The organism is Xanthobacter sp. NM-59, from assembly GCF_021401125.1.
Lineage (GTDB): Bacteria > Pseudomonadota > Alphaproteobacteria > Rhizobiales > Xanthobacteraceae > Xanthobacter.
This window is the reverse complement of sequence record NZ_JACBFQ010000002.1, coordinates 1-23,085: the sequence shown is the minus strand read 5'-3', so window position 1 is coordinate 23,085 and position 23,085 is coordinate 1. Positions and strand designations below refer to the sequence as shown.

At 69.2% G+C, this 23,085-nt stretch carries 18 protein-coding genes; 12 read left to right on the top strand and 6 right to left on the bottom strand.

Translation table 11 applies throughout. The annotated features are described in order from the left end of the window. Positions 1-52: 52 nt before the first annotated feature. The 12 genes from L0966_RS05450 (at position 53) to L0966_RS05395 (ending at position 18,280) form a co-directional block, all read left to right on the top strand. On the top strand, positions 53-1,282 hold the full coding sequence (locus tag L0966_RS05450; protein ID WP_234050860.1) for an NAD(P)/FAD-dependent oxidoreductase: 1,230 nt from the start codon (positions 53-55) through the stop codon (positions 1,280-1,282). 141 nt (positions 1,283-1,423) lie between these two features. After that, positions 1,424-4,552: a DUF2169 domain-containing protein gene (locus L0966_RS05445; RefSeq protein WP_234050859.1), complete on the top strand. Its 3,129-nt coding sequence runs from the start codon at positions 1,424-1,426 to the stop codon at positions 4,550-4,552. Positions 4,553-4,576: 24 nt separating this feature from the next. Beyond that, positions 4,577-5,692: a pentapeptide repeat-containing protein gene (locus L0966_RS05440; RefSeq protein ID WP_234050858.1), complete on the top strand. Its 1,116-nt coding sequence runs from the start codon at positions 4,577-4,579 to the stop codon at positions 5,690-5,692. After that, positions 5,693-6,097 carry a DUF4150 domain-containing protein gene (locus tag L0966_RS05435; protein WP_234050857.1) on the top strand — a complete coding sequence of 135 codons (405 nt, stop codon included), beginning with the start codon at positions 5,693-5,695 and terminating at the stop codon, positions 6,095-6,097. 28 nt (positions 6,098-6,125) lie between these two features. Further along, positions 6,126-8,735 carry a type VI secretion system Vgr family protein gene (locus tag L0966_RS05430; protein ID WP_234050856.1) on the top strand — a complete coding sequence of 870 codons (2,610 nt, stop codon included), beginning with the start codon at positions 6,126-6,128 and terminating at the stop codon, positions 8,733-8,735. A gap of 55 nt (positions 8,736-8,790) precedes the next feature. Then, positions 8,791-9,459, top strand: coding sequence for a DUF3540 domain-containing protein (locus L0966_RS05425; RefSeq protein WP_234050855.1), 669 nt, complete (start codon positions 8,791-8,793; stop codon positions 9,457-9,459). Between the two features lies 1 nt (position 9,460). After that, on the top strand, positions 9,461-11,272 hold the full coding sequence (locus L0966_RS05420; RefSeq protein WP_234050854.1) for a tetratricopeptide repeat protein: 1,812 nt from the start codon (positions 9,461-9,463) through the stop codon (positions 11,270-11,272). After that, positions 11,269-11,613: a hypothetical protein gene (locus L0966_RS05415; protein ID WP_234050853.1), complete on the top strand. Its 345-nt coding sequence runs from the start codon at positions 11,269-11,271 to the stop codon at positions 11,611-11,613. Before L0966_RS05420 ends, L0966_RS05415 begins: the two co-directional genes overlap by 4 nt. A 238-nt stretch (positions 11,614-11,851) precedes the next feature. Further along, a complete protein-coding gene (locus L0966_RS05410; protein WP_234050852.1) occupies positions 11,852-12,367 on the top strand; it encodes an Hcp family type VI secretion system effector in 516 nt (171 codons plus the stop codon). 186 nt (positions 12,368-12,553) lie between these two features. Continuing rightward, positions 12,554-15,301, top strand: coding sequence for a type VI secretion system ATPase TssH (gene tssH, locus L0966_RS05405; RefSeq protein WP_234050851.1), 2,748 nt, complete (start codon positions 12,554-12,556; stop codon positions 15,299-15,301). Between the two features lie 57 nt (positions 15,302-15,358). Continuing rightward, positions 15,359-16,948, top strand: a complete 1,590-nt coding sequence (locus L0966_RS05400; RefSeq protein WP_234050850.1) for a sigma 54-interacting transcriptional regulator — start codon at positions 15,359-15,361, stop codon at positions 16,946-16,948. Between the two features lie 30 nt (positions 16,949-16,978). Next, complete coding sequence (locus L0966_RS05395; protein ID WP_234050849.1) at positions 16,979-18,280, top strand: serine/threonine-protein kinase; 1,302 nt, start codon at positions 16,979-16,981, stop codon at positions 18,278-18,280. A gap of 17 nt (positions 18,281-18,297) precedes the next feature. Here L0966_RS05395 and L0966_RS05390 read toward each other — a convergent pair whose 3' ends face one another. The 6 genes from L0966_RS05390 to L0966_RS05365 form a co-directional block, all read right to left on the bottom strand. Next, positions 18,298-19,062, bottom strand: coding sequence for a MinD/ParA family protein (locus L0966_RS05390; RefSeq protein ID WP_234050848.1), 765 nt, complete (start codon positions 19,060-19,062; stop codon positions 18,298-18,300). After that, positions 19,059-19,529 carry a hypothetical protein gene (locus tag L0966_RS05385; RefSeq protein ID WP_234050847.1) on the bottom strand — a complete coding sequence of 157 codons (471 nt, stop codon included), beginning with the start codon at positions 19,527-19,529 and terminating at the stop codon, positions 19,059-19,061. The genes L0966_RS05390 and L0966_RS05385 overlap by 4 nt, the downstream gene beginning before the upstream one ends. Continuing rightward, the gene (locus L0966_RS05380) at positions 19,526-20,509 is read right to left on the bottom strand and encodes a serine/threonine-protein kinase (protein ID WP_234050846.1); all 984 of its coding nucleotides are present in this window, start codon (positions 20,507-20,509) and stop codon (positions 19,526-19,528) included. The genes L0966_RS05385 and L0966_RS05380 overlap by 4 nt, the downstream gene beginning before the upstream one ends. Next, complete coding sequence (locus L0966_RS05375) at positions 20,493-21,245, bottom strand: PP2C family serine/threonine-protein phosphatase (RefSeq protein ID WP_234050845.1); 753 nt, start codon at positions 21,243-21,245, stop codon at positions 20,493-20,495. The genes L0966_RS05380 and L0966_RS05375 overlap by 17 nt, the downstream gene beginning before the upstream one ends. After that, a complete protein-coding gene (tagF, locus tag L0966_RS05370) occupies positions 21,242-21,988 on the bottom strand; it encodes a type VI secretion system-associated protein TagF (RefSeq protein WP_234050844.1) in 747 nt (248 codons plus the stop codon). Before tagF ends, L0966_RS05375 begins: the two co-directional genes overlap by 4 nt. After that, positions 21,985-23,085, bottom strand: a 1,101-nt coding sequence (locus tag L0966_RS05365; protein WP_234050843.1) for a type VI secretion IcmF C-terminal domain-containing protein, incomplete at its 5' end; no start/stop codon positions are given. The genes tagF and L0966_RS05365, both read right to left, overlap by 4 nt.

Sequence of the window (23,085 nt, the reverse complement as noted above, 5' to 3'; positions counted from 1 at the left end):
CTCCCTCACACGCCGCTCTCACACTCGCCGCTCTTTCTTGGGCGGCTCGCTGATGGCTGCCGCTGCCGCGCTCGTTCCCGCGCCGGCGGTGCTCGGGCAAGGGCGGCCGCGCGTGGTGGTGATCGGTGGCGGGGCGGGAGGCGCCTCCCTGGCGCGCTATCTGGCGCAGACGGAGGGCCTGTCGGTCACCCTGGTGGAGCCGAAAGCGCGCTATGTCACCTGCTTCCGCTCGAACCATTATCTGGGTGGCCTCGTGCCGTTCGAGAGCCTCGTGCACGCCTATGACGGGCTGGCGCGGGCCGGCGTCACTGTCATTCCCCAGGCGGCGCGCGCCATCGATCGGGATCGCGGCGAGGTGCACCTCGCGGATGGTTCGCGCCTCGGCTATGAGCGGCTGGTCGTCTCCCCCGGCATCGCGCTGAGATATGATTCCGTGCCCGGCTGGAGCCGGGAGGCGGAAGAGCAGATGCCCCACGCCTGGATGGCCGGGCCGCAGACCACCTTGCTGCGGCAGAAGCTGGATGCGGTGCCCGATGGCGGCGTCATCGTCATCATTGCTCCGCCCAATCCCTATCGCTGCCCGCCGGCGCCCTATGAGCGCGCCTCCATGATGGCGCACCGGCTGAAGAGCACGGGGCGCGGGCGCACCAAGATCTTCATCATCGATCCGAAGGAGAAGTTCTCCAAGCAGGGGCTGTTCCAGGAAGGGTGGGAGGCCCGCTATCCCGGCATGATCGAATGGATGGCGCCGGACATCAGCGACGGGCTGAAATCCGTCGATCCGAAGACGGGGACCGTGGTCACGGGCTTCGAGACCTATGCCAACGCGGCCTTGGTCAACGTCATTCCCGCGCAGATGGCGGGCGCCACCGCGCGCGAGGCGGGGCTTGCGGATCCCTCCGGCTGGTGCCCGATCGAGCCGCAGACCATGGCCTCGAGCATGGATCCGCGCATTTTCGTCCTGGGCGACGCGGCCATTGCCGGGGACATGCCCAAATCCGCCTTCGCCGCCAACAGCCAGGCCCAGGTCGCGGCCGCCGCCATCCGCGCGGCGCTCCTGGGGGCGCCGGCCGCCGAGGCGCGCTATGCCAATATCTGCTGGAGCCTCATCGACACAGATGACGCAGTGAAGGTGGGCGGCACCTATGCGCCGGCCGACGGGCGCATCCGCGAGGAGGATCATTTCATCTCGCAGACCGGCGAGCCGAGTGATGTGCGGGCGCAGGCGGCGGTGGAGGCCGATCGCTGGTATGCGGGCCTCACCGCCGAGATTTTTGGCTAGGACGGCGTCGCCCGAAGGCATCGTGGCAATCGGGGCGGATGAAGCGCGGGGCGGTGCACGGTTGCGTTGCGTCGCATGGCTGTAAAGATACCGCCTTAAGGAAGCTGGCTCCCGCGCGTTCAAGCCTGTGCAGAAGCTTCCATGCCCCAGATCATCAAACCGCGCACGCTCGGGCTGCTCCACAAGGTGGAGCGTCGGCGGGACGGTGGGCGCTTCATCGTCTCCGTGCTGGCGGCCTTCGACCTGGCGGATGCCACGCGCCTGGATAGTGAGCAGAATCTCTGGCCGATGGCGGCCCAGGCCCTGCCTCCGGGTGGCGCGCTCGACATGGGCATGCCCAAGCCGCGCGCGGAAGTGCTCATCGGCGGCCGGGTCCATGCGCCCGAGGCCGGGGCGCTGCTGCTGGAAGCGCAGATCGGCGGCCTGCACAAGCGCCTCGCCGTCTTCGGCGATCGCTGGTGGACCACGGATCAAAGCGGGCGTTACGCGCCCTCCGCGCCGCGCCCCATCGCGGATCTCCTGCTGTCCCGCGCACGCGCGTTCGGCGGGCCAGGGCATGGGAGCAATGGCGAGGGGCTCGGCTTCAACGCGGTGGATCGCGTGGGTGGGGGCGAGGCGGTCGCGCTGCCCAATGTCGAGGACCCAGGCAGTCTCATCCAGTCCATCCTCGATCAGCCGCCGCCAGCCGTCTTCGGGCCGGTGGACCTGCTGGACCCGGCGCGGCAGGAGCTGGCGGGCACCTATGACGCGGCCTGGATGCGGGATGTCGCCCCGGGCCTGCCGGACGATATCCATCCCGATTTCTTCATGACCGCCCCGCGCAGCCAGTGGCTTTCCGCCTATCTGCGCGGTGACGAGCCCTACCGGCTCCACAATTTCTCCGCCCAGGCGCCGCTCATGGAGGGCCGGCTGCCCGGCATCGTGCCGCGCGTGTTCGTCGGGCGCGGGGAAGTCTGGAGCGAGGTGGCGCTGGCGCTGGACACGGTATGGTTCCTGGCCGGCGCGCGGCGCGGTGTTCTCGTGTGGCATGGCGTTGTGCCGGTGGCCGATTTCGAGGGCAAGGACGTGAGCGACGTGATGGCGGCCTATGAGCACCTGGGTGCGCCGCCCCGCCCCGTGTCCCATTATGCCCAGGTGCGGCGGGTGCGGTGCGATCCCGCCACCATGGCGCGCTTCGCCTTCTCCGAATGGCAGCTCACGCCGCCCCGCGACCCGGCCGAGATCGAACGCCGCAAGGCGGCGCGCATGGCTCGCGCACGGCAGCAGGCGGCCCTTCGCGCGCAGGCCATGGACTTCATGGCCAATCGCACCATGGACGAGGCCGGCGTGCCCCCCATGCTCCGCCCGGCGCCGCTGCCCGAGCCAGAACCGCTGCCGCTGCCCACCCCGGAGGAGCTGGCCGAAGGCGACTTCGACCTGGGCGACATTCTCGATCTGCTGGACGAGCTGAAGCTGCGCGCCGAAGCCGATCTCAAGGCGCTGAAGGATCGTGGACAGCCGGTTCTCGACGCCATGCAGGCGCTTCAGCAGCCGGGCGCGGGTCCGGCCCAGGTAAACGCGCTGCTCGGCACGCTGGAGCCGCTGACCGGCCAGGACATCGCCGCGCAGATCGATAAGAGCCTCGCCGGAATTGGCGCGGCGCCGGCGGGAGGGGCAGGGAATCCGCAGGCTTTAAGCCTGCTCGACGACGTCTTGGGGCAAGCGGCCGCGGCGCAGGACTGGCGCGGCCTGTTCATCGATGGGTTGAAGAACGGGGGCGACGACGACACCCTCTTCGCCCAAGCCATGGCCCGCTTCCTCCAATTGCCGGAGGGGAGCCCGCTGGCCGATGCCAGGGCGCAGCTTCACGAAGCGGCCGCCCAAGAGCTACCCGCCCTGCCGGAGCTTCCCGCGGGGCTGCCCCCCAAGGTCGGCGCGCCCTCGGTGACGAGCCTTCTCGACGAGATGCTGTCCCATTCCGAGGTGTCGGCGGACATGGTGGAGGGCGCGCGGGGCGAACTCGCGCGGGCGGGACGGGAGATCGCGCCCCTCCTGCCCCGGCTGCCCGTGTCGGATCCGGCCGATGCGATCGATGCGCTGCTGTCCGGGCTGGCGTTCCCGGTCGGCGCCGACACGCCTGGGCCGCAGCGCGCGGTGGAAGCCAAGGACGCGGCCCTGGCCGATGCTTTGCAACGCCTCGACGAGGCGGAGGCGCGCCTTATCGAGGGTACCGCCGCCATGCGCCGGATGGCGGCCAAGGCGTCCTATCCCGAGCGCCCGCTCACCGCCCGCGCGGCCCGGCGCTTCGGGGATGCGGTGCTGGAGCAGGTGCGGGCGGGGCTGTCGCTGGCGGGGCGCGATCTGGCGGGGGTGGACCTGGCGGGGGCGGATCTGTCGGGTCTCGATCTCAGCGGCGCCTTTCTGGAGCGAGCCAATCTGCGCAATGCACGCCTGTGCGGCGCCAACCTCGCCAGCGCGGCGCTGACCGAGGCGCGGCTCGACCATGCGGATTTCAGCGGCGCCGACCTGACCGAGGCGAACCTCAGTGGGGTGAGCGGCCGCGCCATGCGGCTGGATGGGGCGCGGCTCTCAGGTGGGCTGGTCATGGAGGCGTGCCTCGCGGGCGCCAGTGTGCGGCGCGCGATGCTGGCCGGCCTGCGCTTCATCTCCAGCGACCTCGCGGGCGCGGACCTGACGGAGGCACGGATCGAGGATGGCCTGTTCCTGCGCGTGAGCGCGCCGGGCGCGCGCTTCGACCGGGCGCAGATGCGCCGCTGCCAGGTGCTCGAGACTGATTTTACGAGTGCGAGCCTCGACGGGGCCCTCATTGACCGCTGCTCCTTCATGAAGCTGACGGCGCCGAACCTGTCCGCGGTGCGCGCGGACCTGCGCGGCAGTGCCTTCATCGGCGAGGCGCGGCTTTCAGGGCTCGATTGCGCGGAAGGGCTCTGCAACGGCACTAGCTTCTTCGGCGCGGATCTGACGGGGGCCGTGTTCCGGCGCGCCACCTGCGAACGCGCGGTGTTCAACGCGGCGCGTCTCGCGGGGGCCGATTTCCGCCTCGCGGGCCTGCGCTCCGCGCTGTTCGACGGTGCCGACCTTGCCGATGCCGATTGCGCGGGGGCGCAGCTGATGGAGGCGCAGCTTCACCGTGCCAGCCTCACGCGGGCGAGCCTGCGCCGCGCCAATCTGTTCGGGGCCGATCTGACCGACACCGATCTCACCGCCGCCGACCTCACCGGCGCCAACCTGCTCAATTCCCCGCTGGCACTGGAGACGGTCCATGGCTGAGCGGGCGCAAGAGGGAGGGGTGGCATGAGCGAAGCCGCGCGCGATCCCGCCGCCATGGCCGCCGCTCGTGAGGAGCTTCTCACCTTCGTGCGCTTCAACCTGCTCCATGAAGGCGGGGATTTCTCCCTGACCGATTGGACGGAGAGCACGGAGCTGACCGCCGGTGTGCTCCACCAAACGGCGTTTCGCAGTGCCCGTTTCGATCGCGCACGGCTCGGTGCGGCGCGCTTCATGGCGTGCGATCTGGCGGGGGCGGTCTTCACCGGGGCGCAGCTCAAGGACACCGCCTTCACGCGCTGCGACCTCACCGGCGCAAGCTTCATCGGCGCTGCCCTGGAGAAGGTGAATTTCGTCGAGTGCACCATGGCGGGCGTGCGCTTCTCCCGCGCGGGGCTCAGTGATTGCGCGCTGCTGAAGTGCGATTTGGGCGACGCGGCCTTCGCCGGCGCGAAGCTTGATGGCATTTCGGCCCTGGAATGCGACATCGCACGCATTGACCTTTCGGGCGCCACCGCCACGCGCATGTTCATGAACCGGGCGGACCTGCGTGAAGCCCACCTCGATGGCTTGTCGTGTGACAGCGTGCTGCTGGTGGACGCGGACTTGTCCGGGCGCGACCTGCGCGCCGTGCGCCTCGCCCGCGCCAATCTCATGGGCGCGAACCTCAGCCAGACGATCCTCGCGGGCATGGATCTGACTGGCGGATTTTTCATGCAATGCGTGGCGCCGGGCGCCGACTTCTCCGGCGTCCACGCGGACAGCGCGCATTTCTCGAAGGCGGACCTGACGGGTGCTTGCTTTGCGGGGGCGCGGCTCGCCAATGCCAATTTCGAGGACGCGCGCCTGGGCGGCGCCGATTTCCGGGACGCGGACCTGAGCATGGCGGTGATGAACGCGGCGCAGGCGCCGGGCGCGCGCTTCATGGGCGCCGGAATGGCCTATACGCAGCTCGCGCGGGCGCGGCTCGATGGGGCGGACGCCTCGGGCGCGCGGTTCCTGAGAACGAATTTTCACCGCAGCTCCACCGATGGGCTGCTGACCCTGGGCGCTTCGGGCGGGGTTCTGGGAACGGAGCCAGCGCGGGCGGTGGCGGAACTCTATGCGCCGCAGAAGGTCCGCCCCTGGCAGGAGGAGGCCTAGATGTTCGTAACCTCGCAAGGGCCGCTGCCGGCCATGGACTTCGCCTTTCCCGACACCTGCCGCACGCCCGTCGGGCCGGCCATCGTGCCGCTGCCATATCCGAATATCGGCCTGTCCAACACGGCGGTGCCGACGCAGACGAAGGTGTGCCTGACCTGCATGCCGGCCCACAATCTGCTCACCCAGAAGCCGCTTTCCAATGGCGATACGGCGGGCGTGGGCCTGGGCATGGTGTCGAACCTGATGATGGGGCCGGTGTCGGCGGCCTCCGGATCCACCAATCTTTTCATTGGCGGCATGCCCGCCATCAAGATGAGCGGGCCCACGAAGCAGAATGGGGCCTGCCCCAATGCGGCCGGGCTCACGATCTCGCCGTCGCAGATGAAGGTGATGTCGCTGCGCTGAGGCGCGGCCGCCAGAGGGAGGCGAAGCCATGTCCAATTCCGCGCCGCCGATGGAGGCCTCGGCCCATAAGCCTTCGGGCCACAAGCCTCCAGGCCACGAGGCGCCCGCCCATGGAGGCGGAGGGTTGCCGTTCAAGCGCCTGCAGCTCCAGCTTTCCGTCCCGGATCTGGGTCTTGCCGACTATGAGTGCGAGACCTTCACGGCGGAGGAGGGCGTCTCGCGCCCGTTCCGTCTGGAGGCGGTGTTCATCGGCATGTCGGACCTCACCGGCTCCAGCGTGGTGAGCAAGCCGGCCTGGTTCCGGGTTAAGCATGATGCGCAGGAGCGGGTGTTCGGCGGGGTGGTGCTGGAATTCCGCCTGCTCAACAAGATCGACGTGAACAGCTATACCTATTCGGTGGTGATCGGCCCGCGGCTCACGCTGCTGGACCATTTCCGCCAGAGCGCGGTGTTCGCGCCCGATAGCGAGCTGGGGCTCAAGGACCTGCTCGACGGCGTTCTCTCCGGCTCGCTCTATGACGGCGCCACCGTGGCCGACCGTGGCGTGACGCTGGATTACGAGATCCGCGATTCCGTCGCCAATGATTACAAGCGCAAGAACATCAGCAAATTCAACGAGAGTGACTTCCAGTTTTTCTCGCGCGTCTGCGAGCATTATGGCGTCTTCTATTTCTTCGAGACGTTCACCTCCGCCGGCGCGGTGAAGGAGAAGCTGGTGCTGGCGGCCAACAATTCCGCCTTCCCCACCAGCACGGCGAGCCCGCTGCGCTTCAAGCCCGCGGCCACCACGGTGGCGGTGCGCGAGGCGGCCGTCACTTCGCTGGAATGGCTGGCGCGCCCGGCCGTGCGCCAGTTCAAGCTGCGCGATTTCAGCGAGCAGAAGCCGGATACGGACATGCTGGTGAGCGCCAGCCAGACCCAGTCCGACGGCGTCGGCGGCGTGGTGGAATATGGCGACCATTACCTGACCCGGGACGAGGGCGAGGCGCTGGCCAACATCCGCGCCGAGGAAGCCGCTTGGCCCACCAGCACCTTCGAGTGCCGGAGCACGGCCTGCCCCCTGGGCGCCGGGCAGGTGTTCACGCTGCAACAGCACGACATTGGCGGCTTCAACACGGAATATGTGGTGCTCGAGGTGCGCCACGAGGCCGGAAAGCGCGGGCCTTTGGGCTATGCCTTCGATGTCGCGCCAACGCCCTATCAAAATACGTTCACGGCCATCAAGAAAAGCCAGGTCTTCCGCCCGCGCAGGGTGACGCCGCGGCCGGTGATGGCCGGCGTGTTCAACGCCATGGTGGAAGCCGAGGACACCGGCACCAAGCGGGCGGCGCTGGACGATTACGGGCGCTATCGCCTGGGCCTGGGCTATAATGAGGCTTCGAGCCGCAACACGGCCGGCAAGGGTTCGGCGCCCATCCGCCAGGCACAGCCCTATGCCGGCTCCAGCGCGGACAGCGTGGTGAGCGGCCTGCACTTCCCGCTGGTGCGCAATACCGAGGTCCTCGTCGGCTATGTGAACGGCGATCCCGACCGGCCGGTGATCCTCGGCGCGGCGTTCAACGAGAGCAATGTGGATCCCGCGACCTCGCGGGACCAGACGGCGAACGTCATCCGCACCACCGGCGGCTTGCTGATGGAGATGGAGGACGGCGCCGACAGCTCCGCCGCGCGCTATCTGCGGCTCGACGTGCCCAAGGCGGTGACCGATGCGCCGCCGTCGAGCGCCAGCGGGGCGACAGCGTCCGGCACCTATCTGCGCCTCGGCGCCTATGCCGACGATGCCAGCGCCCAGTCGGGGTTGAAATACACCACATCCAGCGTGACGCAGACCGACCAGGGGAACAAGAACAAGGACGATCCCTACGGCGCCAAGGCCTCGTCCTCCAAGACGGCGAAGGAAAAGTCGAAGGTCAGTTCCAGCGAGCAGACGCCCTCCGGCAAGGGCGTTCTGCTGTATTCGGATGATGATCTCGATGTCAACGTGAAGGGCGCGGGGCTCATGAAGTATGGCGCCGGCCATACCACCAAGACCGCCAATGGTGATTCACGCCACACGGTGGACAATGGCCAGTATACGCTGAACACGAAGAATGGTGTGACCATCGAGGCGGGGACCTCCGCAAGCCCGGCCGACATTCTGATCCATGCCACCAACACGGTGACGACCAAGTCCGATGGCGACACCTATGACTGGATCTACGGAAACTCGACCAAGTACACGCAGGGCAATTCCTTCGCCATGTTCCTGGGCACAGAGGAATCGGTGAAGCTGGCCACGACCACGAACTTCCAGCTGGGACTGAAATTCGAGACCATTGTCGGCCTGAAGATGGATCTCATCACCGGAAATGCCACCAAGATCACGAACTCCGATCTGAAGATCGCGTGGACGGATTTCAAGGCAACGGTGAAGGATGACAAGATTGCCATCACGAAAACCAATCTCGGCGCCGTCGCCAAGAAGATCTGGAGCGTGAATTACGAAAATTCCGCCGCCTTTTACGCGACCAAGGGCATTAAGGCCGTGAGCTCCGCCGTGGCCTCCGGCGTGTCGAGCGCGGCCACCTACACGGTTCAGGCTCTGGCCCAGACCGGCAGCATCATGGCTGCCACCTATGGCATGGCCAATTACATGTAGGCCCCGGCGGATGGGGCGTTTCTGTCTTGAACACGCGGTGATCGTGGAGGGTGACATGGTCCTTGCGGATGGAGAAGGCACGCGTGATGGCAGCGCCCCGCAGCCGGCGGAGGCGCCGCGCCCCAGCTCGGCCGCCGGCTTGCTGCCGGCCCGGGTGTTCGCGGTGGAGGCAGATGGCCGGATCGGCGTCGCCATTGGGGACGAGCGGCTATGGGCGCGCCAAGCGCTGAGCTGCCTGCTCGTTCCGGAGGCCGGCGACCGCGTGCTGGTGGCGCGCGCGGACGGCGAGGTGTTCGTGCTGGCCGTGCTCGATCGCCTGTTGCCCGATGCCATGGCCCTTGCCGTGCCCGGTGCCCGCCGCGTGGTGCTGGCCGCGCCCGATGTGGCCATTCAGGGGCGCGAGCGGCTCACCCTGCAGGGCCGGGAAGCGACTGTGGATGGCGAGACGGTGCGGGTGCTCGCCACCTCGTTCAGCCTGGTCGGGCGCATGGCGGCTTTCATCGCGGACCTGCTGCGCACCACGGCGCGCCGCAGCGAGACGGTGGCCGACGCGCTGGCGGTGCAGGCGGGCGAGCGCACCACACGCATCACCGGCGCCGACGTGAGCGAGGTGGGAACCCTGGTGCGGAACGTGGATCAGGTTTCCGTCGAAACCGCCCACAGCGCCGTTGTCAGGGCGAAGGAAGACCTTCGGTTCGACGGCACGCGGGTGACGGTGGGCTAGCATGGAGCGCATGGAGATCAACCCGCAAGGAGCGTTGGAGGCCGCGCGCCGCTTCATAGCGGCGGGGCGCATGGATGCGGCCGACATGCTGGTGGAGGACGTGCTTTCGGCCGAGCCCGCCCATGTGGATGCGCTGGCGCTGCGGGCCTCTCTCCTCATCGCCCAGGGGCAGGTGGAGCATGCTTTCGAGCTGCTCGGCGCGCTCGCCAGCCACCAGCCGGGGCGGGCGGACATCGTGGCCAGTCTCGGCATGGTCCATCGCCTGGCGGGGCGCGAGGACGACGCGCTGTTCTGTTTCGAGCGGGCGGTGGAGCTGGAGCCCGCGGCGGGCGCGCATCGCCTGACCCTTGCCGCCTTCCTGCTGGCGGCCGGCGATCTCGGCCGCGCGCGGGACCAGGTGGCGGCGGTGCTCGACAGGCGGCCGCAGGAGGGCCTCGAGCTTCTGGCGCAGGCCCACGCGCTGGCGGGGCGCATTGCCTTCATGGCCGATGGGCCGTTCGCGGCGGAGCAGGCCCTGCGCAAGGCGCTGGAGCTGCGCCCGGGGGAGGGGGAGGATCTCGCTTTGCTGTCGGAGGTCCTGGCGCGGACGGGGCGGCGGGCCGAAGCGCTGGAGCTCGCGCGGCAGGCCTATCTGCAGGCGCCCACGGACCACGGCGCTGCGCTGCTGCTGGCGCGGCGGCTGGTGGACATGAGCCAGTGGGAGGAGGCCGAGCGCCATTTGCGCCGCATCGTCGCGACCGCCCCCCACCATGTGGAGGCCAATCATCTTTTGGCCTCGCGCTTCATCCTCAAAGGCGAGGGCGCTCGCGCCCTGGCGACCTTCGGTGCGCTGGTGCGGCGCGATCCGGAAAATGTAGACCAGCTGCTGCGCATGGCGCAGCTGCTGCGGCTTGGTGGGGATCTGGAGCGGGCGTTGTCGTTCGTCGAGGTCGCGGCGCGGCAGGCGCCCGCGGCGGCCGCGGTGAAGGCCATGGGTGACGATCTGCGGCTGGCGCTGGGCCGCGTCGGCGAGGTCTGGCCCCCTGCCGCCGAGCCCCCGTCTCCCCCGGTGCTCGCGGTGCCTCTGGGCACGCCGGCGGCGGATGTGGTGTTGCTCGGCCGCTTCGCGCGGCAGGTGGCGCCGGCGGGTAGCCGTCTCACCTGTCATGCCGAGCCGGAGCTTCAGCCAGTGCTGGCGGGCCTTGTCGGCCTTGCCCCGACCACGGATCGGCCGCCAGCCGATGCGGTGGCCCTGACGGATCTGCCGGCCCTCGTGGGCGTGAGCATCGCGGAGGACGGAGCGGAGCTTCCCACGGCGCCCTACCTCGCGGTCGAAGCGCGCCGCGATGAGACTTGGCGCGCCGCATTTTCTGAATTTCCACGGCCGCTGGTGGGGCTCGTCTGGGACGAGGACGAGCCCGGCATCATGCTGGACGCGCTGATGGCGGCGCTCGGCGAGCGGCCGGAAGGCCGCGGGACATGGGTGTCCCTGGCCTTCGACGCCAGCCGCCGGCAATTGGCGGCTCACCCGTCCATCGTCGATGCCGGTGCGCATTTCGGCGATTTCCGCGATCTGGCGGCGGCCATCGCCCAGCTCGACCTCGTGGTGGGGCCGGGCGCGCTGGCGCTTCATGTGGCGGGAGCACTGGGGCGCGAGGGCATCGTGCTCAGCCCCGCGCACCAGCCCTGGGCATGGGCCCGGCGGGCGGAGCGCGCCCTGTGGTACCCCACCCTCCGCGTGATCGGGCAGAGCACGCCGGGCCGCTGGGATGATGCGCTCGCCGCCCTTCGGTCGACCATGGCGCCCGAGGCGGCGCAGGAGGAGGTGGCATGAGCTGGCAGCCGCCGGTGCGGGACATGAACCCGCGGGAAATGATCCTCTCCGCCGCGGTGCGCGATGCCATCAGCCGCCATCCGGATGGTCACCGCGCCACCTCGTGGCAGGACCTGACCCTGGCCGGCGTGCGGCTGCGGCTGAGCCTGACCCACGCGCCGCACCAGTCGGTGACCTATGCCGGACGCGCGGCGCTGATGTACGCGGTGGGCGGCGAGGCGGTGGAAGGGGAGGGTGGATATCGCTGCGAGGGCAACGCCATCCTCGATTTGAAGACCCGCGCCTTCCTGAATGTGGAGTGCGCGCTCATCCCCGTGGGGCGCGTGGGGCCCGGCGCCTGACCACCGCGCGGGGGCTTGAGCAGAAGCGTGCGCAATTTCGGGAACTGCGCAGATTTCCGCGCAATCGCTCCGGCAGGCATAAAGTTGTTCCCAGTCGTTGGTTGTGGAGACTGCAGCCTTGATAGACAACGGCTCGCGTCTTGTTTCCGTGTTGACGTATTTCTGAGACAATACTGGCATGCGGGTTGCGTAAGAGGGGCTGCCGGGAGAATCCCGGTCGTGATCGATAGAGGATGAAATGCCGCAACCCGCCTATATTTCCATCAAGGGTGAGAAGCAGGGCGAGATCACCAAGGGCGCCTTCACGAACGACAGCGTGGGCAACCTCTGGCAGGAAGGGCATGAGGACGAGTGCATCGTCCAGGCCTTCTCCTCCAACGTGATCATCCCCCGCGACCCGCAGTCGGGCCAGCCCACGGGTACGCGCGTGCATCAGCCCGCGACGATCACCAAATACATGGACAAGGCCTCTCCCCTGCTGTGGCAGGCGCTTGCCACCGGCGAGGTGCTGACCGAGATCACCCTTTCCTTCTGGCGCACCTCCACCTCCGGCCAGCAGGAAAAGTATTTCACCATCAAGTGGGAAGACGCCGTGCTGGTGGACGGCAAGGGCATGATCCCCAATGCCCTGATGGAAGAGAACAGCAAGCTCCAGCACATGGAGGACTGGTCCTTCACCTATCGCAAGGTGACCTGGACGCACGAGAAGGCCGGTACCTCCGGTTCCGACGACTGGCGCAAGCCCAATACCTGACGGTTTTTGCGCGCGGCTGGCTTTTGTCTCCGGCCGCGCGCGCCTTGTCATTGCGGGGTCACGTATTGCCAGTCTTCTGCCGCCGCAAGCGCGGGCCGGCCGGGGTTTTCCCGTGGCCCGGAATGCATGTGCCGGGGGCGGCCTGCGTCCTGGCGCTGGTAAATCAGCACCGTGAGGGTTGTGAAGATGCTGTCGCTCGACCTCAAGTCCCTCCTGGATCGCCTCGGCCCCTATGTGAAGCGTTCGCTGGAGACGGCGGCCGGACTTGCGGTGGGGCGTGGGCATTATGAGGTCACGGTGGAGCATCTCCTGCTCACCATGGTGGACGACGCGGACCGTGACCTGCCGCTCGCCCTGCGCCATTTCGAGGTGGACGTGCCTCTGCTCAAGCGCCGGCTGCAGCGGGCGGTGGAGGAGATGAAGCCGGGCAATCCCGGCCGCCCCGTGTTCGCGCCCAGCCTCATCGAGGCGATTACCGATGCGTGGCTCGTGGGGTCGGTGGAACTGTCGCTGACGGCGGTGCGCTCGGGCACCATGCTGCTGGCGGTGTTGCAGAATTCCAACCGCTTCGGCCTCGCGGAGTGGTGGGACACCCTGCGCCAGGTGCCGGCGGCGGAGTTGAAGGCGAAGTTCCAAGACCTGTTCGCCAAGTCGTCGGAGACGCGCGCACCAATGGTGCCCGGTCCGGCCGGCGTCGAAGGCACCCCCTCAAGCCGCGCGGCGGACAGCGTGCTCGGCCGCTTCGCCACCGATTTCACGGCCCTGGCGCGTGCCGGAAAAATCGATCCGGTTTTCTGTCGGGATCGCGAGATCTTGCAGATTATCGATATTCTCGGCCGGCGGCGGAAGAACAATCCCATCTGCGTCGGCGAGCCGGGCGTGGGCAAAACGGCGGTGGTGGAGGGCCTGGCCCTCAAGATCGCACAGGGCGACGTGCCGGATTTCCTGAAGCAGGTGGAGCTCATCGGCATCGACCTCGGCATGCTCCAGGCGGGGGCCGGGGTGAAGGGCGAGTTCGAGAACCGCCTCAAGGGCATCGTGGATGAGGTGAAGGCCTCTCCCACGCCCATCATCCTGTTCATCGATGAGGCCCACATGCTGGTGGGCGCCGGCGGTCCCGCTGGCGGAAGCGACGCGGCGAACCTCCTGAAGCCGGCTCTGGCGCGCGGGGAGCTGCGCACCATCGCCGCCACCACCTGGAGCGAATACAAGAAATACTTCGAGAAGGACGCGGCGCTGGAGCGGCGCTTCCAGGTGGTGAAGCTGGACGAGCCCAGCCCGGCGGACGCGGCCACCATCCTGCGCGGCCTGCGGCCCGTCTATGAGCGCAGCCACAATGTTTATGTGCGCGACGATGCGGTGATGGCCGCGGCCCAGCTCTCGGCCCGCTACATTTCCGGCCGCCAGCTGCCAGACAAGGCGGTGGACGTGCTGGACACCGCCTGCGCGCGGGTGAAGCTCTCCTTGTCGAGCCGGCCGCGCGCGCTGGAGGTGAACGAGCGCCGCATCGCCATGCTGGAGCGCGAGCTGGCCGCCCTAGAGCGCGACCACGCCACCCTGGGCACCACGCCCGACCCGCGCTGCGCCGAAATCCGCACCGAAATCGACGTGCTGCACGCCGACATCGCCGCTTTGGAGGCGCGCTGGCAGGCGGAGAAGCTGCTGGTGGACCGGGTGCTCGACCTCCGCCAGCAGCTCAACGCCCTGGCCGCGGAAACCGCTGAAGCCGAAGCGGAACCGCCCATGGCGGCGGAGCGCGAGGCGGAGCTGCGCGCGGCCCTCGCGGCGACCCTCGCCGAGCTGCGCGCCCATCAGGGCCGGGCCGGCCTGCTGCATTACGAGGTGACGCCGGAGACGGTGGGCCAGGTGATCGCCGACTGGACCGGCATCCCCGTGGGCAACATGGTGCGCGACGAGGCGGCCTCGGTGCTCGCGCTGGCGGAAAATCTATCCCGCCGCATCAAGGGCCAGGCCCAGGCGGTGGCGGCCATCGACGAGGGCATGCGGGCGGCCAAGGCCGGCCTCAACAGCCCCACCCAGCCCATGGGCGTGTTCCTGTTCGTGGGGCCCTCGGGCGTCGGCAAGACCGAGCTCGCCACCGCGCTGGCGGACCTGCTGTTCGGCGGTGAGCGCTTCCTGGTCTCCATCAACATGTCGGAGTTCCAGGAACGCCATACGGTTTCCAAGCTGGTCGGCTCGCCGCCCGGCTATGTGGGCTTTGGCGAAGGCGGCATCCTTACCGAGGCGGTGCGCCAGCGGCCCTATTCGGTGGTGCTGCTGGACGAGGTGGAAAAGGCCGATCCGGAAGTGCTGAACCTGTTCTACCAGGTGTTCGACAAGGGCGTGCTGTCGGACGGCGAGGGCCGGGTGGTCGATTTCAAGAACACCATCGTCATCCTCACCAGCAACCTGGCCACCGACATCATCACCGACATGGGCACGCGCGCCGAGCGGCCGTCCATGGAGGATCTCGTCGGAGCCATCCGGCCCACTTTGTCGCGTTATTTCAAGCCGGCGCTGCTGGCCCGCATGCAGATCGTGCCCTTCTATCCGCTCCTGGGCGACACGCTGGGCGATATCGTGCGCCTGAAGCTCGATCGCGTGGGGCGGCGGCTCGCCGACAGCCAGAAGATGGCCTTTGCCTATTCCGACGCGGTGGTGGAGCAGATCGCCCGCCGCTGCACGGAAGTGGAGAGCGGCGCGCGCAACATTGATCACATTGTCTCGCGCACCCTGCTGCCGGAGATCGCCACCGAGCTGCTCGCCCGCATGAGCGAGGAAAGACCCATCAATGGCGTGTTCGTGGACGTGGCGCCCGATGGCCGTTTTCTCTACCGGCTCGATGCACCCGGTCTCACTCCGCCGGTGGTCGGCGAGGGGAGAGGGGACGGCCTGCCCGATAAGGCGCCGCAGCCCGAAGAGGCGATGGCATAGGGCCGCCCGACCGTGGATGGGACCCGCAGCGATCCATTGAGCCCCCTGGAGGAGCTGATGGAGGTGACGAGCGCGCTGGCCACCGAGCGCGATCTCGCCACCCTCCTCAATGCCGTGGTAAGCGCGGCGCGCCGGCTGACCGGGGCGGAGGGCGGGCGCATCCTGGTGCTCGACCATACCGGGCGCGAGATGCACGCTTTGGTGGGGCAGAATGCGGTGGCGCCGCAGGTGGCGGAGGGTGGGCGCAGCGTCTCCCTCTACCGGGCGGCCAACTCCTTCAATCTCGATGATCCCAACGTCTATGCCGCGGTCACCGGCCGGGTGGTGAACATCGCCGACGTGCGCGCTTATAGCGGCCTCGATTTCTCGCCCCTCCACGCGCAGGAGGCGGCGAGCGGGTTTCGCACGCGCTCGTTCGTGGCGGCGCCTCTGCGCTCGCTGGAAGGCTTCACCCTCGGCGTGCTCCAGCTCGTCAATGTGCGCATGGATGCCGATGAGCCGGCCCACGCCCTCAGCCCGGAATCCGAGCGGGTGGTGCGCTGCTTTGCGGCCCATGCGGCGGTGGCCATTTCCAATGCGCGCCTGTTCGATGAGAACCGCCGGCTGATCCGCCAGCTCGACCGGGCGAAGAGTGATCTTGAGGAGGAGAATACCCGTTTGCGCGGTGCGCAGGCCGGGCCCGGCAATGGCGTCATCGGCGAAAGCGCGTCGTTCCAGGTGGCGCTGGCCCTGCTGCGGCGGGCGGCGCCGGCCACGGTGCCGGTGCTGCTGCTGGGCGAGACAGGCACCGGCAAGGAGGTGTTCGCAAAGATGCTGCACGCCGCCAGCACCCGCAGCGGCCGGCCGTTCGTGGTGCAGAACTGCGCGGCCCTCCCGGAGCATCTGCTGGAAAGCGAGCTGTTTGGCTATCGCCGCGGCGCCTTCACGGGCGCGAGCGCCGACCGGCCGGGCCTGGTGCACGCGGCCCAGGGGGGCACGCTGTTCCTGGATGAAGTGGGCGACATGCCCCTGGGCCTGCAATCGAAAATCCTGCGCATGCTGGGCCAGAGCGAGGTGCGCCGGGTGGGCGACACCCGCACTGAGACGGTGGATGTGCGCATCGTCGCCGCCACCAATGCGGATTTGCCGGCCAAGATCGCGGACGGGAAGTTCCGCGAGGACCTCTATTATCGCCTCTCGGTCTTCCCCATCTGCCTGCCGCCGCTGCGGGAGCGCACGGGCGACATCCCGGCTCTTATCGAGCACTTCCTGGCGGCGGCGTGCCGGCCCCTCGGCCGGCGGCCACCGGCGCTGACGGCGCAGGCCCTCGACAGCCTGATGACATGGCGCTTTCCCGGCAACGTGCGCGAGCTGCGCAACATCATCGAGCGGGCCGTGCTGCTGTGTGATGGCGACCGGCTGGAGCCCCGCCACCTGCCGGCGGAGCTGGCCGCTGGCGGCGCCATGCCGGCGCCCGTGGTGCAGCCGGCCGAGGACGATGCGGGCCTTCGGGCAATGGTGCAGAACTACGAAGCTGCTATCATTGAGGTGAAGCTGCGCGAGACCGGGTGGAACCAGAGCCGCGCGGCCGACCTGTTGAAGATTTCCCGGCGCAGCCTGGTGGAGAAGCTCTCACGCTACGACATCCGCCAGCCGGGGCGGGTGTGACACCGAGGGAGAGCGGCCATCGACCCCCATTTGGACAGCCTGTTCGCCGATTTCGTCAAGGGCCGGCGATCGTTCGACCAGCTCGTGACGGAGCTGCGCGCCCTGTGCCGGCAAGAGGCTCTGGAGGAGGATGGCGCGCCGGGCACAACGCAGCTTTCGGCCGCGCTTCAGGAGCAGATCAATCTCGGCCGCATGCCCTACGACCTCGCCATGCTGCTGTTCCAGGAGGCGAGCCGTCCCGATGCCGCCGCTCCCGATCCGGTGGAGCCGGTCGCCCCCGCGCCCACAGGCAGCGGGGAGGGGCTGAAGGACCGGGTGGATGCGGTGGTGCTTTCCGCGCTGCTCGGCCAGTTCAAGGACCTGCGCAAGGGGGGCGAGGCGCGGGCGCGGCAGAACCAGCGCCAGCTGGACGATGCCCTGGCCTCGTTCCGCAGCGCCCGGCTGAGGCGCGACGCCCGCAGCAGCGCCGACGGCCATGGCCGGCCGCTGGTGCTGGGCCGCAGCGGGCGCGACGAGAGCCGGGTGGGGCAGATCCTGCGCGACCGGTTCGTGCTGGATGCGGAGCTGGGGCGCGGCGGCATGGGCGTGGTCTATCGCGCCGTGGATCGTCGCCGGGTGGAAGCCGCCGGCAGCCGGCCCTACGTGGCCATCAAGCTGCTTCACGGCGATTTCGGTGCCCACCCCGACGCCCTGCGCGCCATGGAGGCGGAGGCCCGCCGTACCCAGGACCTCTCCCATCCCAACATCGTCGCCGTGCATGATTTCGATCGCGACGGAGCCCATCCCTTCATCGTCATGGAGCTGCTGGAGGGCAGCTCCCTGGATGTGAAGCTGCGCGACGACGCCGCCTTCGCGGGAAGCCCCGCCGCCTGGAACGCCATTCGCGACATGTTCGCGGGGCTCGGCCATGCCCATGCGCGCGGCGTCACCCATGCCGACCTCAAGCTGGCGAACCTGTTTCTGGGCACGGATGGGCGGCTGAAGATCCTGGATTTCGGCATTGCCAACGCGGCGCGAGCGGGGGATTTCGACGCGCTGTCGCTCGATGCCGTGTCGCCCACCTATGCCAGCCCCGAGCAATTGCGCGGTGAGCCGCGGGACGCGCGGGACGACATTTATGCCTTCGGCTGCATCATCCACCTGCTGCTGACGCGCCGGCATCCCTTCAACCGGCTGCCGTCCATCGATGCGCTGGAGCAGGGCCTTGCCCCGCCGCCCATCAGCGGCCTGACGGATGCCATGCAGCGGGCCCTTGCGGCGGCCCTCTCCTTTGAGCGCGCCCGGCGTCCGGAAAACGCCATCGCCTTCCTGAAAGCGTTCCAGGGCGGCTGAGGGCGCTTCTTTCGGCTTCAGCGCTGCACGATGTCCGCCACGGGGCGCAGGCCGCTCACATAATCGCTGTCCGGCGACAGGGCGGCGAGGATGCCGGAGCTGCCCAGGCGCACCAGGTCCTCGTTCAGCGGCAGCACCGCTGCCACCGGGGTTCGGAAGGCGCTGAAGATGCGGTCCGCCAGCTCCTTGGGGTCGAAGGCGGTCAGCGCCTTGTTCACCACCAGCAGCAGCTGCGGCACGTCGAGCCGTCGCGCCAGCTCCAGCGTCACCGCCGTGCCCTGATAGTCCTGGTGGTCGGGGCGCAGCACCAGGAGCAGCGTGTCCGAGATGGCGATGGAGAGCAGGGTCTCCTCGTTCACGCCCGGATGGGTGTCGATCAGCAGGTAATCGAGGTCGAGGCGCTCGCACAAAGTGTGGAAGCCCTCATTGAGCAGGTCCACCTCGAAGCCTTCCTTCAGCACGCGGGCAATCTCGCCGGCCTGCATGCTGGAGGGCAGAAGGTGGATGCTGCCGCCCTTGGGCGCGCCAGCGGGGAAGGCGTTGGCGGTGACGTCGATCACCGCCTGCTCGACGGCGCAGCGGCCCCACAGATAGTCGTTGAGGGTGAAGTGGGCGGTGTCCGCGTCGAGGCCGAACAGCACATGGATGCCGGGGGAGAGAATGTCGGTGTCCACCACGCCCACGCGCTGGCCCTGCGCCGCGAGCAGATAGGCGATGTTGGCGGTGATGGTCGATTTGCCGGTGCCGCCCCGATAGGAATGGGTGGAGATGATGCGTGTCATTCCCGATCCTTCGTTTGGGCGGCCTTGTGCCGCTCGCGCAGCGACCGCGCGCGGCGCTGGAGATTCTGGAAATAATCGGATTCCGTGATGGCGCCCACCTCGCGCTTGAAGCGCTGGCGGTCGATCTCCACCGTGAGCTGTGCCACCGCGGTGGTGAGGGTGGCATTCTCCTTCCGCAGGCGGCCATTGGCCTCCTCGAGCTGGGCCTTCAGCTCCTGCAATTCCTCGATGAGCCAGGTGAGCCGCGTTTCGCGCGCCTCCACCTGCACCAGCATGAAGCCGAAGGATTCCGCCAGCTCGCGAACGGTGGAGGAGGCCTCCTGGGCGCAGGTGAGGGCGAATAGCTCATCGGTATAATCGTAATTGCCACGGGCGATCTGGCGGCACAGCCGGTCCAGCTTCTGGAGCGCCTGCAATTCGGTGCTCGGCGCGTCCGGTGCGTCCGTGTTGGTCGGTGCGTCCGTCATGGCGAAGACCTGCGCGCGGCGAGGAGGGAGGCGCCGGCACGCCAGCGCGAACGAAGGTCCGGCAGGGACCAAAGCGGGGCGAGGAAGCGGCGCGTGAAATCCTCCACCCGGTCCGGCCGTTCGGACGGCTCGAAGGCGAGCAGCGCCTTCAGCGCACGCCAGCGATGGGCGGAAAGCCCCTCCGGGCGCCGCGGCAGGCTGCCCCGGGCGCGTGCCGCCAGGACATCGCGCCGCTGAAAGGGGTGGGTGCCGGTCAGCACCACATAAGTCAAGAGGCCGAAGGCGAACAGGTCGCACGCCGCCGTCGGCGCCCGCCCCTCCAGCCGCTCCGGGGAGGCGAAGGCGGGCGTCAGTGCGCCCACCAGGCCGAGCAGGTGCACGGTGGCATCGGCATCGTCCGTCCGGGCCGCCTCCGGGCGCTGGGACAGGCCGAAATCCAGCACCTTCACGCTGCCGTCCTGGCAGATGAACACGTTGCCGGGCTTCAGGTCGCCGTGAATGAGGCCGTGCGCATGGGCGCACGCCAGCGCCGCCCCCACCGCGCGGATGAAGCCGCAGGCCTGCGCCCAGTCCAGCCCCTTGCCGCGGCGCTCCTTGAGGATGGCGGAAAGGGTGCGCCCGCGCAGCAGCTCCATCACCAGGAAGTGACGGTCGCCGTCATGATCGCTGTCATAGACGCGCACGATGTTGGGGTGGACCAGCTCCAGCATGCGCTGGGCCTCGCGGTGAATCAGCTCGCGGGCGGCGCCGTCATAGGGGGCGGCCAGGGTGGCGAGCTTGATGGCCACGTCCGCGCGGGGCGCGCGGGCGCGCAGGCGGACATGGTCCACCGCATGGAACACCGTGCTCATGCCGCCGCGCCCCACCACCTGGATCAGCTCGTAGCGGTTCTTGAGGCGCAGGCCGAGATAGGGCGGCAGAACCGTCGGCCGGCCGTTGCCACCGAGCGGCGTGGATGCGGGCTCATCGCGGCGAGACATGGGCCGCCCCCGCGGGCCGGATCGCGATGACGATGGCTGTCGCATCGTCGCGGGTGCCGCGCGCCACCGCCTCCGCCACCACCTCTTCCGCATCGGCCGGCGGCGTGGCGCCGAGGAGCGTTTCCAGGCGCGCATCGCCGATGGCGCCATACACGCCGTCCGAGCACAAAAGCAGGGTGTCGCCGGGCTGGAGCTCGACGATGGTGCAGTCGATGTCCACGGCCTCGTCCGGGCCGATGGCGCGGGTGACGAGGGTGCGGGGCGGCCCATTCCGGCTGGTGCGGCCGAGAATGGCGTGGTCGTGCGTCACCGGATGCAGGGCGCCGGCGCGGGCGAGATAGGCGCGCGAATCCCCGGCCCACAGGCACACCGCGCAGCCCTCCCCCAGAAGGGCGGCAACCACCGTGGCCCCCATGGGGCGCTGGCTTTCCTCTCCCGCCTGGAACAAGGCGGCATTGGCGCGATAGAGCGCGTCGTGCGCCTGTGCCACGCGGGCGTCGAGGCTTGCATTCGCTGTCACGCCCCGGTGCAGCAGCTCCACCACCGCGCGGCTCGCCACTTCCCCCTCGGCGAGCCCGCCAATGCCGTCGGAAACGGCGAACAGGCCGGCGCCTTCGCTCACCAGGTGCGCATCCTCGTTCTGCGGGTGGCGGGGGCCAATGCGGGTGGCGGCGGACGCGCGAAAGGCCAGCTCCGGCGGCGCGGGCGGAGAGGGCGGCCGGCCACGAAGGGTCATGGCTGACCGGTCTCCGGCGCGTCGTCCGCCCAGTTGCCGTTCATCATGCGCTCGAACATGCCGGCGTCCGGCAAGCCACGGGTCATCAGCCATATGGGCGGCTGTGCCTCCCAGCCCTCATGCCACCAGCAGGTGAGGCCCACCGGGCCGGTGGCCCCCGCGCGCAGGGACCAGGTGAGCAGGTCGCTCGCGGCCCAGCCCACGGACGGCAGGCTGCGGCCCGCGAGCACCCAGGCGCGGTCGGTGCGGCGGCGGCCTTCCCGCGCCGTGCGCAGCACCGGTTCCGCCGCCGGCGGCAGCAGGCGGCGGGCGAGATCGGGCAAGGCGGCGGCGGCCTCCTCCAGGTCGAGCGCGTCCTCGATCACCTGCAGCACCATCGCCTCCAGCGCCTCTGTGAGGGGGCCGGTGTCCTCATGCAGATCGAGGATGCCAAGCGGGCGGCTGAAAGGCACCGCGAGGGTGAGCGGAAAGGCCCGGCCGAACCGGTCCAGCGAGGAGGCCAGCACCCCGATCCAGCCCCCGTCTCCGGCGACACCTGGGTCGAGGGCGAAGCGCCAGGGCGGGCTGGTGAGATAGGCGGCCTTCCAGGCGGGGGCATCCGTCAGGGTGCCCTGGGCCATCACCCGCGTCAGCCAGTTGTCCCAGGGCGTCACGAAGGTCATGGGCAGGTTGCGCCGCACGAAGTCGTCCTTCGACGGGATCTTGCCGAACAGCCCGCCGCGCTGGGTGTCATGCTGGCTCATAGGTCGTCCGGGCAGCGGAAGGCGTGCAGGGCGCCGAGGGCGAAGGCGTTGTTCACGCTGGCGGCGCGCAGCTCATAGGTCACGCTCTGGCCGTCGGGCCCCTGCACGCGCACGGCCTGGGTGTCGCCCCGGCTGCGCATGCCAAAGCCCGAGACGAAGCGGAACAGGGCCCAGGAGCCGGAGCGCTGCACCTGGGTCTGCCGCCCCTCCACAGGGGTCAGTGTGACGGTGACGGTACTGGCCTCGCCCTTGGACGGCCACTCCATGTCATAGGTGCGCGGGGCTTCGTGGCGATAGACGATGTCGTTGCCGTCGATGTCGAGCGTGGCGCGCAGCACGTTCGGCGACAGGAAGGTGGGCCGCACCCCGTATTTCACCAGCAGGGTCGGCCCCTTATTGGGGAAGAACGCCTCCCGGATCTGCCGGGCGCGGTTGAATTGCGCCAGCGTCTCCTGGCCGATGAGCGCGCGCGTGGCGTCCGGCGACAGGGGCACATAGGTGCCGCGCCGCTCGGTGACGAAGGGGGCGAGATACTGCTGGAAGAAGCTGTCCATTGTGCCGCCGGGGCGGAAGAAATCCGTGAAGTCCGACAGTGTGATGTCGTCGCGCGCATCCGCATAGACCGGATAGCGGCGGGCGATGGCGCTCTCGCACACCGGCAGCACCTCCTGCTTCCAGGCCTGGTTGACGTTGTCACGGGCGAGGCCGAGCAGCGTCGCCCAGGCATTGTCGGCGACGCTCTGCAGCACGGCGCGCACCGGATCCGGGCGCAAAGCGGAATCCGTGCGCAGGGCGGTGAAGGCGTCATTGCCCTGGTTGCGGCCCTGGGCCGAGATGATCTGGAATGCCGCGACCGGCGGCTGCGGCGCATTGGCGACCCCCGAGAGCACGCCATAGACGTTGCTCACCAGATCGCGAATACGCACCAGGGACGGCGCCTGTCCGGCGGCCCCCGGCGTTCCGAGCTGGATGAGGGGAATGAAGGGCTGGGTGATGGCCTTGCCCGGCCATGGCCCCTCTCCGAAGGCCGCGCCCATGGCCGCGTCACCGGCCGCGCCCGCCGCGCGCTGGGCGAGCCCGGCCGGCGAGGCCGCCGG